Here is a 15,308-nt window from a genome sequence, read left to right as displayed (position 1 = left end):
TCACAAACTCTGTGCGTTGATCCATGACAGAAATCTCCCGCCAAGCCATCCCGACACTCCTCCGCCAAGCAGAAAAAGTGTCAGGGATGTCTCCGAACATCTGTCAACTATGTCTCCGGGCTGTACATCAAGCCCGAGGATGACGCCGAGTATAAATCAATCCTTCAGATCGGCGGGATTTTCCCAAGTGGAATAAAGCCGCTGACCGTGGCGCGGCCACGATCCACAACGAGATCGACGGATGCCCGATCACCGCCGCCGGCGAGCGCGCCGAGCAGTTTGCGGGCCGTATCGATGGTGGACTGCAACTGCGGGAAGACCTGCTTGGCATTGTCCGACCATGCGCCGAGCTTTTCGATTTCCAGCTTGAACTGGCCGGAGAGATAGCCCTCATTGTCGAAGGAGAAGGGGCCGCTGATGCGCATGGTGCGGCCCTCGCCAATATCGGCCACCAGCCGGCGAAGCTCGCCGCTCGCGCCATAAAGGCCCGATCTGTCGCTGCCATCCACCATGCCCGCCTTGCCGGCAAGGGTGATATCGGCAATGGCGTTGAGGCGCGGCAGAAGCTGCGGCCAGTCCTTGATGACGGTCGCGGAGTCGGTGAGCGTGATGGCCCCGTCGAGATCCGCGCCGTTCTGGCGAAGATGCATTTCCGTTTTTACCGCATCGAAATCGATGGTCTGGCCGGTGACGGAAGAAACCGCCTGCGCCTTCAGCCCGTCGATGACGAGCGAGCTGCGATCGATGCCCTTCAGCTTGGTGACGATGCTGGACTGCATGTTCTGCCAGGCGGCCGAAATCGTCAGACCGTGGGCGGAACGGATTTCCGCCGGCGAATCGAGTTCCCAGACGATGTGGCCGGGATTATAGACCTGCGCCGCCGAGCGAAGTTCGCCGAAGGAAGCGGAAACGCCGTTCTCCTTGTCATCCACCGTCACCTTGGAGCAGAAGAGGCCGATGCGGAAGGGATAACCCTTGAAGGCGATATCGCCGCATTCGCCGCTGACGCTGCGGGCCTGCGAGGGGGCAATGACGTTCAGAACCGTCTGCTTCAGCCTGTCGGCGGCGTAAAACCACCCGGCGGTATAAAGTCCGATGACCACGAGGATGGCGATGGCGAGCCAGAGGAATTTTTTGGCGGTGCCGGATTGGCTTGACGCTGCCATATTGATCTCCGATGAACAGACTTCAGACAATTTCGATTTGGCTTGGGATATGGACGATTTTTGGGTCTTTGGCTACGGTTCGTTGATGTGGAACCCCGGCTTCGCCTTTGAAGAGCGGCAGCAGGCGCGGCTGCACGGGTATCGGCGCTCGCTTTGTATCAGTTCCAACTTTTATAGAGGCACCGAAGAAAAGCCCGGTCTCGTTCTCGGCCTGGAGCGCGGCGGTTCCTGCCTTGGCGTCGCTTTCCGCGTGCGCGGACAGGACCGTGAGCCGGTCATGATCTATCTGCGCGAGCGCGAACTGGTGACGAATGTCTATAAGGAGCGGCTGGTTTCCATCGCGCTTTCCGATGGCAGACGCAGCAGCGCGGTGACCTATGTGGCCGATCCCGCGCATGAGCAATATATCGGCGGTCTCGGTGTTGCCGAATCGGCGACCATCGTTGCAGCCGCATCGGGCCGATCCGGGCCGAATACGGATTATGTCTTCAACACCGTACAGCATCTGCAGGAGATGGGTATTCGCGATTCCCTGCTGGAGAGCATCGCCAAAAATGTCGGCACGCTTGCCGCTCAGCCGGCGGCGGCGGTTTCCTTGCCCTGAAGTTCGGCGATCCGCTTCACGGCGGTCGGCGGCAGCGGCAAATGCGGGTTGTTGCGCACGGTTTCCAGCAGCAACTCGTCGCTCGCCTTTTCCGTTACGTCGATCAGGCGCTTGAAAAACACGTCGGGGTCCAGCCCCGGCTCGATGGCCGGCAGGATACGCACCTTGAAATGGCCGGGATAGCGCATGGTGGAACGGCGCGGCCAGAAGAGGCCGGGATGCATGGCGACGGGAATGACCGGAACCTGCAGATCGCGGTAAAGCCTTGCGATGCCATAACGATATTCGGGCTCGGCGCCCGGCGGGCGGCGCGTGCCTTCGGGATAGATGATGAGTTCGCGGCCGGCGGCCATTTCCTCTTTCGCCCGCTCCATCACCTTCAGCATCACCTTGCCGCGTGCGGCGCGGTTGACCGGGATCATGCGCTGTTTCATCACGTACCAGCCGAACAGCGGAATCCACATCAACTCCCGTTTCAGAATGTAAACGGGGTCTGGCAGATTGGGGAGCAGCGCATAGGTATCCCAGAAGGATTGATGCTTGGGCGCGAAGATGCAGCCGGTCTCGGGAATGTTTTCCAGCCCCTCGATCTCGAAGGTGGTGCCGACGATGGTTTTCATCAGCCAGTGATTGGACCGCGCCCAGTTCTTCGGAATTTCGAAGGCGATCTTGCGCGGCAGGATGAAATAGATCGGCGTCAGCACGATCATGCGGACAATCAGGTTGAGATAAAACAGCGTATTGAAAAGAAAAGAGCGCAGCTTGAGCATCAACAGCCTTCCCGGAGCGCAGCCGTTCCGAAGCCTTGGACAGGCCTCGATGCCGGATGCCGATGCCAGACGCCTACACGAAAACAAGGGGCCGCAGCAAGCGCGTTCTCGCCGGTCAGGATGAAGCGGTTGTCGTCTTTATCCGGGAATGATCGGCGGCGGCCTTGCGCAGACCGTCGCCCTTGCCGAAACCGGTGAGGTCGCGTCCCGCCGCCGCCACGAACTTTAGATATTCGTAAAGCATGGTTCTCACCACATCCGGCTCCACGAACCAGTTGGTGCGGGCAAGATCGGCGCTGATGACGGGATAGGCGATGAATTGCGTCTGCGGGCTGGCGCTGCGCAATTCATGCAGGCTGCGATGCATATGATAATTATTGGTGACGACGACGATGGAGGAATAATTGTGATCGCGTATCCAGCTTGCCGCCTCACTGGCGTTGCCGATCGTGTCTATCGCCTTATAGCCCATATCCACGCAGCAGGAAAACATGTCGGATGACCCTTGCGTCATCTTGCGGATCTGCGAGCGGGTGGTGGCCGGGTTGACGCCGGAAATCAGAAGCCGCTTGCCCACGCCGTCTCTCAGCAGGCCGACCGCCTGTTCGATGCGCTGATAACCGCCGGTAAGCACGATGATGGCATCGCCTCTCGCCCCCTCCGGCGGACGCATGGAGGCGACGGAATCGGCAAACCACAGGAAACCGCCGGAAAATGCGCCAAGCACAATGACGCAAAGCAGGATGAGGCCGCGAATAAAACGGCGCAGAGGACCGCGCCGCGACAACAGGCCCTTTCTGGCCGGTCGCGCTGTCGTCTGATCCTGGTCCATCCGACTCACAAACATTCCTCCTGAATACTCGCCGATTAAGGCAAGGAACAGGCATTTTTGTCCACCGTCTGCAGGTTACATCCGGCTTGTGACGGTTTCAGTTTTACCGCAGGATTCCGGGGTGTTCTCACGATGCAAGACCGTCGCTTTTCGATGGATCGGAGCGGACGCGGTCGATATCGTCGATGGTGCGGATGACGGTCACGCGCGCCGTGATGGTGGTCAAAAGCGCGATGATGATCATCGTCATGGCAATGCCGAAATAACCGCCGAGACCGACCGAAAACGAGCCGAAAAGCGCACTCGCCTGATCGCTCTGCGGCGTGGCGACCGTGCTCGATTGCCAGAAACCGGCAACAAGGAAAACCGCTGCGGCCAGTGCGCTGCCCGCCGCCGCCCCCTTGAGGCTGATCTTCAGGAAGTGCTTCTGGAATTCACGCGCCACAAAACTGCTTTCCGCGCCGACGAAATGCAGAACCTCGACGATATGTCGGTTGCCGGAAAGCGCGCCGCGCGTCGCAAACACCACCGTCAGCACCATGGCGGTGAAAACGAGGATAAGAACGCCGACGCCGATCATGACAGTGGTTCTCGCCATGGAGACCAGCCTGTCGACCCAGGTGCGGTGGTCGTCCAGAAATGCCTGCGGAATCTCGGCCTTCAGCATATCCCGCATCGCCTGGAAATCGGGCGGATTGTTTTCGTCGATGGTGATGACGACGAGACGCGGCACCGGCAATTCGGAAAGATCGAGACCGCTGCCGAGCCACGGCTCCAAAAGGCGCGATGTCGCCGCATCGTCGAGGATGGTGCCATCCCGCGTGCCGACGAAGGTGAGCGCCAGGTTGCGCGCCTTGTTAAGCGCCGCATCCATGTCCAGCCCGTCCTCGGGCTTGATCTGGATGGTGATCTCACGGGAAATCTGGCTCTGCCAGGTGGCGGCGGTGGCGCGCACCATGGAGACGGCGCCCAGCGTCAGGCAGGCGAGAAAGGCCATGATGGCGATGACCACCATCAGCGCATTGCCCTGAATATTGGAGGGCGGCAGAATGGGCGCCATCGGGCGGATGCGCATGGGTGGGCGCTTCGGCTGCGCCGCTTCCGGCTTCAATTGTTTGCGGTTGATCTCATTCATAGATGTCGAGCCGCCCTTCGGTCAGGATCATCCGGCGCGCATCGATCTGGTCCATCAGGCCGAAATCATGGGTGGCGATGACGACGGCCGTGCCCAGCCGGTTGAGTTCCAGGAAAAGGTTGAGAAGGCGCTTGGCCATCGGCGGATCGACGTTGCCGGTCGGCTCGTCGGCCAGCAGGATTTCGGGCTGGTCCATCAGCGCGCGGGCAATGGCGGCGCGCTGCTTTTCCCCGCCGGAAAGAATGGCCGGCAGCACATTGATGCGCTCGCCGAGCCCCACCCACTTCAGAAGCTCGATCACATCGTTGCGATAGGCGCTCTCTTCCTTGCCGCGTACGCGCAGCGGCAGGGCGACATTCTCATAGGTCGTCAGGTGATCGAGCAGCCGGAAATCCTGAAACACGATACCGACGCGGCGGCGCAGCATCGGCAACTCGCTGCGCGGAATGCGCGACACATCGCGGTTGAACATGCGGATATTGCCGCGCGTCGGCTGCAGCGACATCAGAAGCAGGCGGAGCAGCGTCGTCTTGCCGGCGCCCGACGGGCCGGTCAGAAACTGGAACGAACCCTTGGGGATATCGAAGGTCATGTCCCTCAGGATTTCGGGTCCCATGCCGTAACGCAACCCGACATTTTCGAAATGGATCAACGGACTTCCAGTCTCTTCGTTTCGTGGTGGTTCGCAAGCCGCTGGCGCATGGGGTTCGGATGTCGGGGTTTAACCCGGATCCGGCAGCCTGTGCGAGCCGTTTTTGCGAAGCATTAACCAATTAAATTTAAAACTTGGCAGGATTCGTTGCAATGCCCAGTTTTGCGGGCCGGAAAACCTCACCCAAGGAATTCTATGGCTATGTTCCGTTCATCTCGCCGGCAAGCGGCATTCGATTTCGACCTCCTGATGCCGGAAACGCCGGTGCGCCGCACGGCGCGGGCGGCAAATCCCGACCGCGATGTGGTAGACGCGGAATTTGTCACCATCAAGGAAAACCGTTCGCGGCAACCCGGAAACGACAATCGCGGTGCAGCGCGCCGGCAGGCGGCAAAACCTCCCGTCACCATCGGTGCGCTCGGCCTCGCCTTCATCGGCTGGCTGGACCGCAGATTATCCCGTCTTTCGGCGGACGCCTATTCGGCGCTCGTGGCGGGGCTCGCGATTTTCGTCTTCGTCTGCTCGGGCGGTCTCTCGGTGGTCGTGCCGGAAAAGCCGGCTGTTGCCGCTTCGGTGAACCCGCTCGCCATTTCCCATGTCACCGTGACCCCGATGGAGGCGGATGGCATGGATACTCTGCTCATCAACGGCATTGTCGAAAATAATGGCGGCAATCTCGAAGAGGTGCCGGCTCTCCGCGCCGATCTCTTCGCCGCCAAGGGACAACTGGTGGCCAGCATGGTCATCGAGCCGCCGGTGAAGGAGATGCAGCCCGGTTTCAGCCACGGTTTTTCGGCAAAACTGCGCCATCCCGGTGGAAAAACGCCCGAGATCAAGCTTTCCTTCGCTGAGGCGGGTGCGTCCGAACGCTGACTGTGCTAACGCATGGTCTTCGTATTTTTACTGAAAGGTAAAATCGGCAAGGCGCAGCACAGGAGTAAGAATGCCCGTCGTCCGTGGAAAAAACATCGAGCCGCTTTATACCGCCGAGCAGATCGCCGAGCGCAATCGCGACATGGCCAAGCACATCGCCAGCGGCCCGACCAAGGATTTACTGGTCATTGCCGTGCTCAAGGGATCGTTCATTTTCGCGGCCGATCTTATCCGCGCGCTGCATGACAGCGGCCTTGCCCCTGAAGTCGAGTTCATCACGCTGTCGAGCTATGGCACCGGCACGGTTTCGCAAGGCGTCAGGATCGTCAAGGATATCGACAGCGACGTGAAGGACCGCGATGTCCTCTTGATCGACGATATTCTCGAATCCGGCCGCACGCTGCGTTTTGCCAAGGAACTGCTTTACGAACGCGGCGCTCGCAACGTCACCATCGCCGTGCTGCTCGACAAGAAGGTCAAGCGCAAGGAAGATCTGGAGGCCGATTATGTCGGTTTCGAGTGTCCGGATTATTTCGTCGTGGGTTACGGCATGGATGTCGCTTATGCCTTCCGCGAACTGCCCTTTGTCGGCGTCGTGACCGGCGACGCCTGAGCAATTTTGCCGTGCCGGAACGGCACAGCGCGGAGACGCCTCATTAACCATTCACCCAGCGAAGGGCTGGGTGTTTACCTCTTGAAAAGAGGAGCCTGCGATGTTGCTCACGGCTGGAAATGATGCCCAGGAGCAATGAGTAATGGCGAAGATTCTGATTACCGAAGACGAGGATGCATTGCGGGCTTTCGTCGCTCGCGCGCTGCGTCTCGACGGTCACGAGACCCATGAGGCGGCGGATGGCGAGCAGGGGCTGGAAAAGCTTCAGGAAACCAGTTTCGATCTTCTTCTCTCGGATATCCGCATGCCGGTCATGGATGGCATCGAGCTGGCGCACCGCGCCGCCGAACGCTTCCCGGCCATGCGCATTTTGCTAATGACGGGTTACGCCGAGCAGCGCGAACGGGCTGACGATCTGGCGGAGAAGATCGTGGATGTGGTTTCCAAACCCTTTGCGCTTCCGGATATTCGCAAGGCTGTGGCGCGGGCGCTTGCGGCCTGAGTGAAAACGTTACACAGATTTGAGAAAGGCGGCCCCTTGGGTCGCCTTTTTTGTTGCGTAGTTGTCAACTCTCTCCTCCGTCATGCTCGGGCCTGTCCCGAGCATCTGCGACGTATCGGTTTCATGGGAGGTTGGCAGATCCTCGGCACAAGGCCGAGGATGACGTAGAGTGTTTGGCGACTGCCGAACACATTTCCCGCTGCCGGCTTTTCCGGAAAGCTGCGCGATTAAAGTGAAGGGCCGGATCGCCGTGAACGGCTTCCGATCCTCACTGTATATCCAGCAACCGCTCCAGATAACGCCGCTCGATTTCACCGGGCGGATTGTTGCCGAGCTTTTCGCGGATCGCCTCGAGGATTTCGCGGGCGCGCTGCACGTCGATTTCGTCCGGCACCTTCACCTGATCGCCGAAATCCGGGCCGGTGGTGCTGCGTGGACGGCCGAGCGGATCACGGCCGTTCTGGCCGCCCTGGCCCGCCATGCCTTCTTGCCCCTGTCCCGGCTGCTGGCCCTGCTGGCGCATGGCCTGCATGATCTGGCCCATCATGTCCTGCGCGCCCTGTCGCAGCGCATTCAGCGCATTGCCCTGACCTTCGACGGCCTGTTCGCCCTGGCCCTTGCCCAGCGCCTCACCGGCTCCTTGCATTTCCTGCTGCGCCTTGCCGAAGTTTTCGCCCGGTTCCATGCCGAGATCGCGCAGCCCCTGCTGCAATTCGCCGAGCTGCTTGCCGAGCGCATCCTGCTGGGCCCGCAGGTTTTTCAGCGCTTCACGCAATTGTTCGGCGGTCATCTGGTCACTTGGCTGTCCGCCCTGCTGGCCATTTTCGCCCTGTTGACCCTGCTGTCCTTCTTGCGGCTGCTGGCCGTTTTCACCCATCTGCTGCTCGTCGTCGCCCTGCTGCGGGTCACCGCGCTGCATCCGGTCGCGCAGCGCCTGATCCAGCTTGAAGGTCTCGTCCATCAGCTTCTGCTGCTGCTGCAGGATTTCGCCCAGCTTGTCGATCTGCTGGCGCATCTTGCTGCTCTGCTGCTGCCCCTGCTGGCCCTGACGCTGCGGCCGGCCGGCCTGCAGATTGTTCATCATGCGCTGCAGCTGCGAGAGCATTTCCTGCGCCGCGTCGCGATTACCGGAGCGGGCGAGGTTCTCGATCTGGTTCATCATGTTTTCCAGATCGCGCTGGCGCAATACGTTCTGTGCTTGGCTGTTCATGTTGGCCTGCGGCGCATTCTGCATGCGCTGCGCAAGCTCGCTCATGAACTGCTGCATGGCTTCCCGCAACTCCTGCATCAGCTTGGCGATTTCCTCGTCGGAGGCATTGCGCTGAAGCGCTTCGGAAAGCGCAGTCTGCGCATCGCGCAGGCGTCTTTCGGCCTGCGAAAGGTCGCCATCCTCAATGCCGAGCGCGATTTCCCAGAGATAATCGGCCGTATCCTTCAGCATCTCCTCGTTATAGGCGAGCCGCATGCGGGTCTGCGCCGATTGTAGCAGGAGATAATGGGTGGTGTTGGGAATGGTCTCTTCCGGGCGCAGGCCCACCGCCTCGTTATAGGCGATCGCCTTCGGCATCTGGCGCGTGTCGAGCGAGAAGATCTGCCGCTGCTCGGCAATGGAGGCCGCCAGCGGTTCGGAGAAGTTGCGGCCCGGCAGCACCATTTCATGCGCGGGGCTGCGGCCGGTCTGACCGGCGCCGTCCGTCGCCACCAGCGTGATGCGCACGCGTTTTCCCGCCATCGGATGTTCGGTCAGGTTACGGCTGGTCAGGCCCTTGATCTCGCGATTGTTCTGCCGCGGCAGATCGAGCTTGAATTCCGGCGGCGGATAAAGCGCGGTCGCACCTTCCGCAACGCCAATCGGCTCGATGATGGCATGGGCTTCCTTCAGCCCATAATCGTCTTTGGCGGTAAAGCCCACTTCCAGCGCGCCATTGACGGCCCGGCGCGGCATGTTGTCGAAAGCGATGCTGGGCGGCTGGTCGGGGATGACGTTGAACACCCATTGTTCGCCATTGGCGGTAATCATGCCGCTTTCGGTAACATCCATGGCGAAGGTGCGCGGCGCGACGGGCTGATCCGCCGAACGAACCGGCGTTTGAACGGCGATATCGCCGCTTGCGCTGTCGGCACGCGCCGCTTCCGGCGCAAGCTTTTGCAGCGCGCCCGCCATTTCAGGCTCGAAAGTCACTTCCTCGCCGCCATCGCCGCCGGTCATGCGGATCGTCAGCTTGGAGGATTGCGGCACGGAAACCGCGTCGCGGTTGGTTGCGTCGCGTCCAGTCAGGAAAATCGGCGCGCGGCCGGTATAGGATGGCGGCGTGACCCAGGCATCAAGACGGATATCGGGATTGAGGGGACCGACGGCCGGCTGGCTGCGGAAGGCATCGGCAATCGTGCCCGCGCCGTTGGAATAGGAAAAACCGAAGGCGGCGGCGAGAAGAAGGGCGGGAACGGTGCGCAGCGCGAGGCGGTCATAACGGGCGATATCGGGTTTCGGCAGGCCGGCATTCAGCGCGGCGATGCGCTCCGCCATGCGGATCTGGTGCTCTTTCCACAGCGTTCGGGAAAAAGGCGTATCGAAGGCCGGTTCGTCCTCCTGCACGCCAACCGGCTGGTGCGCGAGACCGTTGCGATCTTCAAGCAGACGGGACGCATCGTGGTCCGTCGGCCATTTCTGCCGCACGATTGGCAGGAGAGTGGCGATGAAGGAGAAGACGAGCACGAAAACAACGCCGAGCCGCAGGAAATCCGGCATCTGTCGGTAAAGGCCGAACCAGGCAAGCGCTAGAAACACGGCGGCGATGGAGAGTGGCCAAAGCGTTTTCGGCGCAATTTTTTCCGAAAGCAGCACGATTTTTGCGAAGAAGCGCTTGGCGGCAACCCGGCGGGCAAGGTCCGGCCGCTGCGCGAATGCGCCGGTCGGGCGCTTTCTGCCTGTCCTGTCCTCTCCGGCTGTGGTCATCAATCCGTTCTCCCGGTTCTGGCCACGTCGAACGCCATTCCCGGAACGGCGCGCTGTTTATATCACGGGAGCAAGGATAACATTCTTTGTGGCGAAGACGAGGGCACCCAAGCCCTCACCCCCATTTTTTAGGCAGCTTCGCTTGATTGTGATCGGCCGACCGGTGATGCGGCGAGATCAATCGAGCCAGGCGGGCACGGAATCGAGCGCGATCAACTCTTCATAGGTGCCGCGCGGACGGATCACGTGGAATTTGTCATCCTTCACGAGCACTTCCGGCACCAGCAGGCGCGAGTTGTAGGTGCCGGCCTGCACCGCGCCATAGGCGCCTGCGGAACTGACGGCGATCAGATCGCCCGGCTGCGGGGCAGCCATCTCGCGGTCGAGCGCCAGATAGTCGCCGGTCTCGCAAACGGGGCCGACGATATCGGCCTTGATGCGGGGCGCATCTTCTGCCGGCTGCACCACCGGGCGGATGCCGTGATAGGCCTCGTAAAGCGTCGGGCGGATGAGGTCGTTCATGGCGCCATCCACGATCACGAAGGTCTTTTCGCCGCCGTCCTTCACATAGATTACTTCCGTCACCAGAATGCCGGCATTGCCGACGATCAGGCGGCCCGGCTCGGTGACGATCTTGCAGTTGAGGCTCTTCAGCTCGTTCTTGACGATATGGGCATAGGCATCCGGCAGCGGCGGCGGATTATTGTCATCGCGATAAGGAATGCCGAGACCGCCGCCAATATCGACGTGGCTGATGGTGTGGCCGTCGGTGCGCAGCGCCTCGACAAGTTCGCGCAGCAACCGGAAGGCATCCTCGAAAGGCTGCAATTCGGTGATCTGGCTGCCGATATGCATGTCGATGCCGGTGACTTCGATGCCTGGCAAAGTGGCTGCATGGGCGTAGACCGCGCGGGCGCGTTCATATGAAATGCCGAACTTGTTCTCTTTCTTGCCGGTGGAAATCTTGGCGTGGGTGCGCGCATCCACATCCGGATTGATGCGGAAGGAGACATGCGCCCGCTTGCCGACTTTCACGGCGCGCAGGTTGAGGACTTCCAGTTCCGGCTCGGATTCGATGTTGAAGCAATAGATGCCAGCTTCCAGCGCATAGTCCATCTCGGCCACGGTTTTACCGACGCCGGAAAACATGATGCGGCTTGCCGGAACGCCGGCTGCGAGTGCGCGGCGCAATTCGCCGCCCGAGACGACGTCGATGCCCGCGCCGAGCTTTGCCAGCGTCTTCAAAACCGCTTGGTTGGAATTGGCCTTCATGGCGTAACAGACCATGGCGTCCACATCCGCAAAGGCGCCGGAAAACACCTTGTAATGGCGCTCCAGCGTCGCAGTCGAATAGACGTAGAATGGCGTGCCGACCGCCTTGGCGATCTCGGGCACAGGCACGTTTTCGGCGTGCAGCACGCCGTCGATATAGCCAAAATGGTTCACAGGCTTTTATCCGTCAGAGAAGCTTGTCGAGGATGAACGGCCGTTCCGCCGTCGCCGGCTTTGTCTCCGTTCCGTCGGCATTGCGCTTGTTGCGCATTTCGACCGGCGTGCTCGGCGGGTCGATGTCACCCTTACGCCCGCAGGCGCTGAGAACAAGGCTGACGGCGAGCGTCATGCCGATGGGAACGATAAGTTTGCGCGCGGTTTTTGAAAGCATGGGCCTGTCCAAAGGAAATATGTGCCTCTCTGATAACGAAAAACAGGGCGCTTGTGCACCCTGTTTCTTGTGATCGCAGCGTAACGCGATTTTATCAGTTGCGTCCGCGCCACCAGGCGATCTGCTTCTTCACTTCCGAAGGGGCCGTGCCGCCGAAACTGGTGCGGCTGGCAACCGATGCCTCGACGGACAGAACGTCGAAAACGCCCTTGGTGATGCCGGGATGGATGGCCTGCAATTCCTCAAGCGAAAGATCGGCGAGATCGCAGCCCTTCTTTTCCGCCAGCGCCACGGCATTGCCGGTCACATGGTGGGCATCGCGGAAGGGCAGGCCCGCTTCGCGCACCAGCCAGTCGGCAAGGTCGGTGGCGGTGGAATAGCCCGAACCGGCGGCGGCGCGCATACGGTCCTTGCGCACTTCAAGGTCGCGGATCATGCCGGTCATGGCGGCAATCGCCAGTTCCAGGCTCTCGGCAGCATCGAAAACCTGTTCCTTGTCTTCCTGCATGTCCTTGGAATAGGCGAGCGGCAGGCCCTTCATCACTGTCAAAAGGGCGATCAGCGAGCCGTTGATGCGGCCGGTCTTGGCGCGCACCAGTTCGGCGGCGTCCGGGTTCTTCTTCTGCGGCATGATCGAGGAGCCGGTGGAGAAGGCATCCGACAGGCGGATGAAGCCGAATTGCGGCGTCGACCAGATGACGATTTCTTCGGCGAGGCGCGACAGATGCGTGGCGCAGATGGAAGCGATAGACAGGAATTCCAGCGCGAAATCGCGGTCGGAGACGGTGTCGATGGAATTGCGGGTCGGCTCGCGGAAACCGAGTGCCTTCGCCGTCATGTGGCGGTCGATGGGATAGCCAGTGCCGGCAAGGGCGGCCGCGCCGATCGGGCTTTCGTCCATGTGCTCGATGGCGTGGCGCACGCGGGCGCGGTCACGGCCGAACATTTCCACATAGGCCATGCAATGATGGCCGAAGGTCACCGGCTGCGCTGTCTGCAAATGGGTGAAGCCAGGCATAACCGTATCGGCATTTTCCTCGGCGCGATCTAGGAAGGCGGCGATGAGGGCGGTCAACATGCCCTCAGTCTTTTGCAATTCTTCCTTGACCCACAGGCGGAAATCGAGCGCCACCTGGTCGTTGCGCGAGCGGGCGGTGTGCAGGCGGCCGGCGGCGGGGCCGATCAGCGTTGCAAGGCGGGCCTCGATGTTCATGTGGATGTCTTCGAGCTTGCGCGAGAATTCGAAGCTGCCGGATTCGATCTCTGACAGGATCGTGTTCAGGCCGTGAACGATCTTCTCTTTATCTTCCTGCGAAATAATGCCTTTTTCCGCCAGCATGGTGGCGTGCGCCATAGAGCCGCGGATGTCCTGGGCGTAAAGCTTCTTGTCGAAGCCGATGGAGGCATTTATCTCTTCCATGATGGCTGATGGCCCGGAAGCGAAACGTCCGCCCCACATCTGGTTGGAGGATTTCTGATCTGTGCCGTCAGCCATGTTTTCAGTGCCCTGGAGTATTCGATGACAGAAAAAAGGCCGTTCAGGCTTCCTTCCGCCAGATTGGTTGCAATTGCTGCCGTTGCCGGTGTTTTAAGCGGCGCGGGCGCGGTCTGGTTCAGGCATATTGGGTCTGAGAGCCCGGTTCAAGGGGCAGCGGTGACTGACGCCGGTTTATGTGAAGGTGCGGCAAACCGCATCGCCTCGCTGAAGCCGTTTCTGAAGGGGCAGGTGGCGGCCATGTCGGCGGCGGACAAGCCCCGCATCATCCCACTCTCCTTCAAGGGGCCGCAGGCGCAGGAGATGACGCTGGCCGACCTCAAGGGCAAGGCGGTTCTTCTCAACCTCTGGGCCACCTGGTGCGTGCCCTGCCGGGAAGAGATGCCGGCGCTGAACGCGCTGGAAAAGGAAAAGGGTGACGATGGTTTCGAGGTCGTGGCCATCAATATCGATGTCGGCGCGGATGAAAAACCGAAAGCCTTCATGGATGACTATAAGATCGACGCGCTGAAGTCTTACCGCGACAGTTCCATGGGTGTCTTCAACGTCCTCAAAAAGGAAGGCCTCGCCTTCGGCCTGCCGGCAACGCTGCTGATGGATGAAAACGGCTGCCTGCTCGCCGCCATGAACGGCCCGGCCGCCTGGGACAGCGAGGACGCCAAAGCGCTGGTTTCGGCGGTGAAGGGACAATAGCGGAAGGGCGATCTGCCATTCATAAGCCGGTGAAGCGATCGGCGACAATGCCGCATCCATTTTGTATAATGACCCTGGCTTCCTTCACAAATGGGTCCCGCTATGGAGTCGCTTATCCCACGGCTTGGCCTTGCCCTTGCCATCGGTCTGCTCGTCGGCCTTGAGCGGGGCTGGCGGGAACGCGATGCGCCGGCCGGCAGCCGCACCGCCGGGATCAGGACTTACGGAATTTCGGGATTGCTTGGAGGTGTCTTTGGGGCGCTGGCCAAAGAGCAGAACAGCGCCTTTGTCTTTGCGGCGGGTTTTTTCGGATTCGCGCTTAGTTTTTCCTGGTTCAAATTGCGCGAGGCGCGGCATGACGACGATTTCAGCGTTACCGGCGTGGTCGCGGCGTTCTGCGTCTTTGCCCTGGGCGGGCTTGCGGTCACCGAGCAATATCAGGTGGCGGCGGCCGGCGGCGCAGCGCTTGCCGCACTCCTTGCCGGCAGGGAGGTTCTCCATCGTTTGCTGGAACGGCTGACATGGATCGAGCTGCGCTCCGCGCTGGTGCTTGCCGTCATGACTGCCGTCGGCCTGTCGATCATTCCGGATCGGACCATCGATCCCTGGGGCGGTTTCAACCCGTGGGAAATCTGGCTGTTCACCGTGCTGAGCGCCACGATTTCCTACTGCGGTTATATTGCGGTGCGGCTTCTTGGTTCGACCCGTGGCCTGCTAGTAACGGGCTTGGCGGGTGCGGTCGTCTCCTCGACGGCCGTGACCGCGAGCTTCGGGCAGAAGGCGAAAAGTGGTGAAAATGCGTGGCCCCTTGCCGGCGTCGCGGCTCTGGCCGCAACTGTATCACTGCTCAGGGTTCTTGTTATCGTCCTTCTCCTTGCGCCTGCCATATTTCCTCTCGTCGCACCCGCGACGCTGACGGCGGCGCTCATTCTGGCGGCATGCGGCGGCGGCCTCATCAGGTTGCAGGGCATGCGGTACGGTCAGGAGGTCAAGACGAAAAACCCGTTCGAACTGGTTTCCCTTGCCATCTTCGCCGGGCTGTTTGCCCTGACGAGGACGCTGAATGCGGCTCTGCTCTCCTGGATCGGCAATGGCGGTTTCGTCGCCCTGACGGCGCTGTCGGCCATATTCGATGCCGATGTCGCGGTCCTCAGCGCGCTGCGAACCAATGGGCAAGGCCTGTCGCCGGAAATCGTCGCAGGAGCGATCCTTGCCGCCCTCGCCGCCAATGCGGTCGGGCGCATCTTCGTCGCTGTCGTTTCCGGAACGCTGGTCTATGGAGGATTGGTCGCGATTGCATCCATTCTGGCGGCCTGCGCCGGAACGGCCACTTACCTGCTACTCGCCTGACAGG

At 60.9% G+C, this 15,308-nt stretch carries 15 protein-coding genes; 6 read left to right on the top strand and 9 right to left on the bottom strand.

Features of this window, described 5'->3' with window-relative positions; all coding sequences use genetic code 11:
• Positions 1-164: 164 nt before the first annotated feature.
• Positions 165-1,166 carry a DUF2125 domain-containing protein gene (locus tag I3J13_RS21815; RefSeq protein WP_196380205.1) on the bottom strand — a complete coding sequence of 334 codons (1,002 nt, stop codon included), beginning with the start codon at positions 1,164-1,166 and terminating at the stop codon, positions 165-167.
• 49 nt (positions 1,167-1,215) lie between these two features.
• Here I3J13_RS21815 and I3J13_RS21810 point away from each other — a divergent pair, with 49 nt between their 5' ends.
• Positions 1,216-1,770 (top strand): gamma-glutamylcyclotransferase, encoded by a 555-nt coding sequence (locus I3J13_RS21810; protein WP_080858151.1) that lies wholly within the window; start codon positions 1,216-1,218, stop codon positions 1,768-1,770.
• Here the strand turns inward: I3J13_RS21810 and I3J13_RS21805 are convergent.
• The 4 genes from I3J13_RS21805 to ftsE form a co-directional block, all read right to left on the bottom strand.
• Positions 1,740-2,540: a lysophospholipid acyltransferase family protein gene (locus I3J13_RS21805; protein WP_196380204.1), complete on the bottom strand. Its 801-nt coding sequence runs from the start codon at positions 2,538-2,540 to the stop codon at positions 1,740-1,742. The two genes, I3J13_RS21810 and I3J13_RS21805, sit on opposite strands and share 31 nt — an antisense overlap.
• Before the next feature lie 115 nt (positions 2,541-2,655).
• The gene (locus I3J13_RS21800) at positions 2,656-3,372 is read right to left on the bottom strand and encodes a YdcF family protein (protein ID WP_020808963.1); all 717 of its coding nucleotides are present in this window, start codon (positions 3,370-3,372) and stop codon (positions 2,656-2,658) included.
• A 127-nt stretch (positions 3,373-3,499) separates the two neighbouring features.
• On the bottom strand, positions 3,500-4,507 hold the full coding sequence (locus tag I3J13_RS21795) for a cell division protein FtsX (protein ID WP_065657057.1): 1,008 nt from the start codon (positions 4,505-4,507) through the stop codon (positions 3,500-3,502).
• Positions 4,500-5,159 (bottom strand): cell division ATP-binding protein FtsE, encoded by a 660-nt coding sequence (gene ftsE, locus I3J13_RS21790; RefSeq protein WP_003497447.1) that lies wholly within the window; start codon positions 5,157-5,159, stop codon positions 4,500-4,502. Before ftsE ends, I3J13_RS21795 begins: the two co-directional genes overlap by 8 nt.
• A gap of 201 nt (positions 5,160-5,360) precedes the next feature.
• Between ftsE and I3J13_RS21785 the strand changes: the two genes are divergently transcribed.
• From I3J13_RS21785 to I3J13_RS21775, 3 genes are all read left to right on the top strand, one after another.
• Entirely contained in the window at positions 5,361-6,032 is a 672-nt protein-coding gene (locus I3J13_RS21785; RefSeq protein WP_196380203.1) for a hypothetical protein, read from the top strand.
• Positions 6,033-6,102: 70 nt separating this feature from the next.
• Positions 6,103-6,645, top strand: coding sequence for a hypoxanthine phosphoribosyltransferase (gene hpt / locus I3J13_RS21780; protein ID WP_004445644.1), 543 nt, complete (start codon positions 6,103-6,105; stop codon positions 6,643-6,645).
• A 142-nt stretch (positions 6,646-6,787) separates the two neighbouring features.
• Positions 6,788-7,147, top strand: a complete 360-nt coding sequence (locus I3J13_RS21775; protein ID WP_003497441.1) for a response regulator — start codon at positions 6,788-6,790, stop codon at positions 7,145-7,147.
• Positions 7,148-7,415: 268 nt separating this feature from the next.
• Here I3J13_RS21775 and I3J13_RS21770 read toward each other — a convergent pair whose 3' ends face one another.
• The 4 genes from I3J13_RS21770 to argH form a co-directional block, all read right to left on the bottom strand.
• Positions 7,416-10,103 carry a TIGR02302 family protein gene (locus I3J13_RS21770; RefSeq protein ID WP_196380202.1) on the bottom strand — a complete coding sequence of 896 codons (2,688 nt, stop codon included), beginning with the start codon at positions 10,101-10,103 and terminating at the stop codon, positions 7,416-7,418.
• 177 nt (positions 10,104-10,280) lie between these two features.
• Positions 10,281-11,549 carry a diaminopimelate decarboxylase gene (lysA, locus tag I3J13_RS21765; RefSeq protein ID WP_196380201.1) on the bottom strand — a complete coding sequence of 423 codons (1,269 nt, stop codon included), beginning with the start codon at positions 11,547-11,549 and terminating at the stop codon, positions 10,281-10,283.
• Between the two features lie 13 nt (positions 11,550-11,562).
• The gene (lptM, locus tag I3J13_RS21760; protein WP_003497438.1) at positions 11,563-11,766 is read right to left on the bottom strand and encodes an LPS translocon maturation chaperone LptM; all 204 of its coding nucleotides are present in this window, start codon (positions 11,764-11,766) and stop codon (positions 11,563-11,565) included.
• A gap of 94 nt (positions 11,767-11,860) precedes the next feature.
• On the bottom strand, positions 11,861-13,261 hold the full coding sequence (argH, locus tag I3J13_RS21755; protein ID WP_196380200.1) for an argininosuccinate lyase: 1,401 nt from the start codon (positions 13,259-13,261) through the stop codon (positions 11,861-11,863).
• A gap of 24 nt (positions 13,262-13,285) precedes the next feature.
• Here argH and tlpA point away from each other — a divergent pair, with 24 nt between their 5' ends.
• Both tlpA and I3J13_RS21745 read left to right on the top strand, forming a co-directional pair.
• Positions 13,286-13,954, top strand: a complete 669-nt coding sequence (tlpA, locus tag I3J13_RS21750) for a thiol:disulfide interchange protein TlpA (protein ID WP_196380199.1) — start codon at positions 13,286-13,288, stop codon at positions 13,952-13,954.
• Between the two features lie 102 nt (positions 13,955-14,056).
• Complete coding sequence (locus tag I3J13_RS21745) at positions 14,057-15,304, top strand: MgtC/SapB family protein (protein ID WP_196380198.1); 1,248 nt, start codon at positions 14,057-14,059, stop codon at positions 15,302-15,304.
• Positions 15,305-15,308: the final 4 nt, after the last annotated feature.

The organism is Agrobacterium leguminum (genome assembly GCF_015704895.1).
In the GTDB taxonomy this organism is placed as follows: domain Bacteria; phylum Pseudomonadota; class Alphaproteobacteria; order Rhizobiales; family Rhizobiaceae; genus Agrobacterium; species Agrobacterium leguminum.
This window is presented reverse-complemented; position numbering and strand designations above follow the sequence as displayed.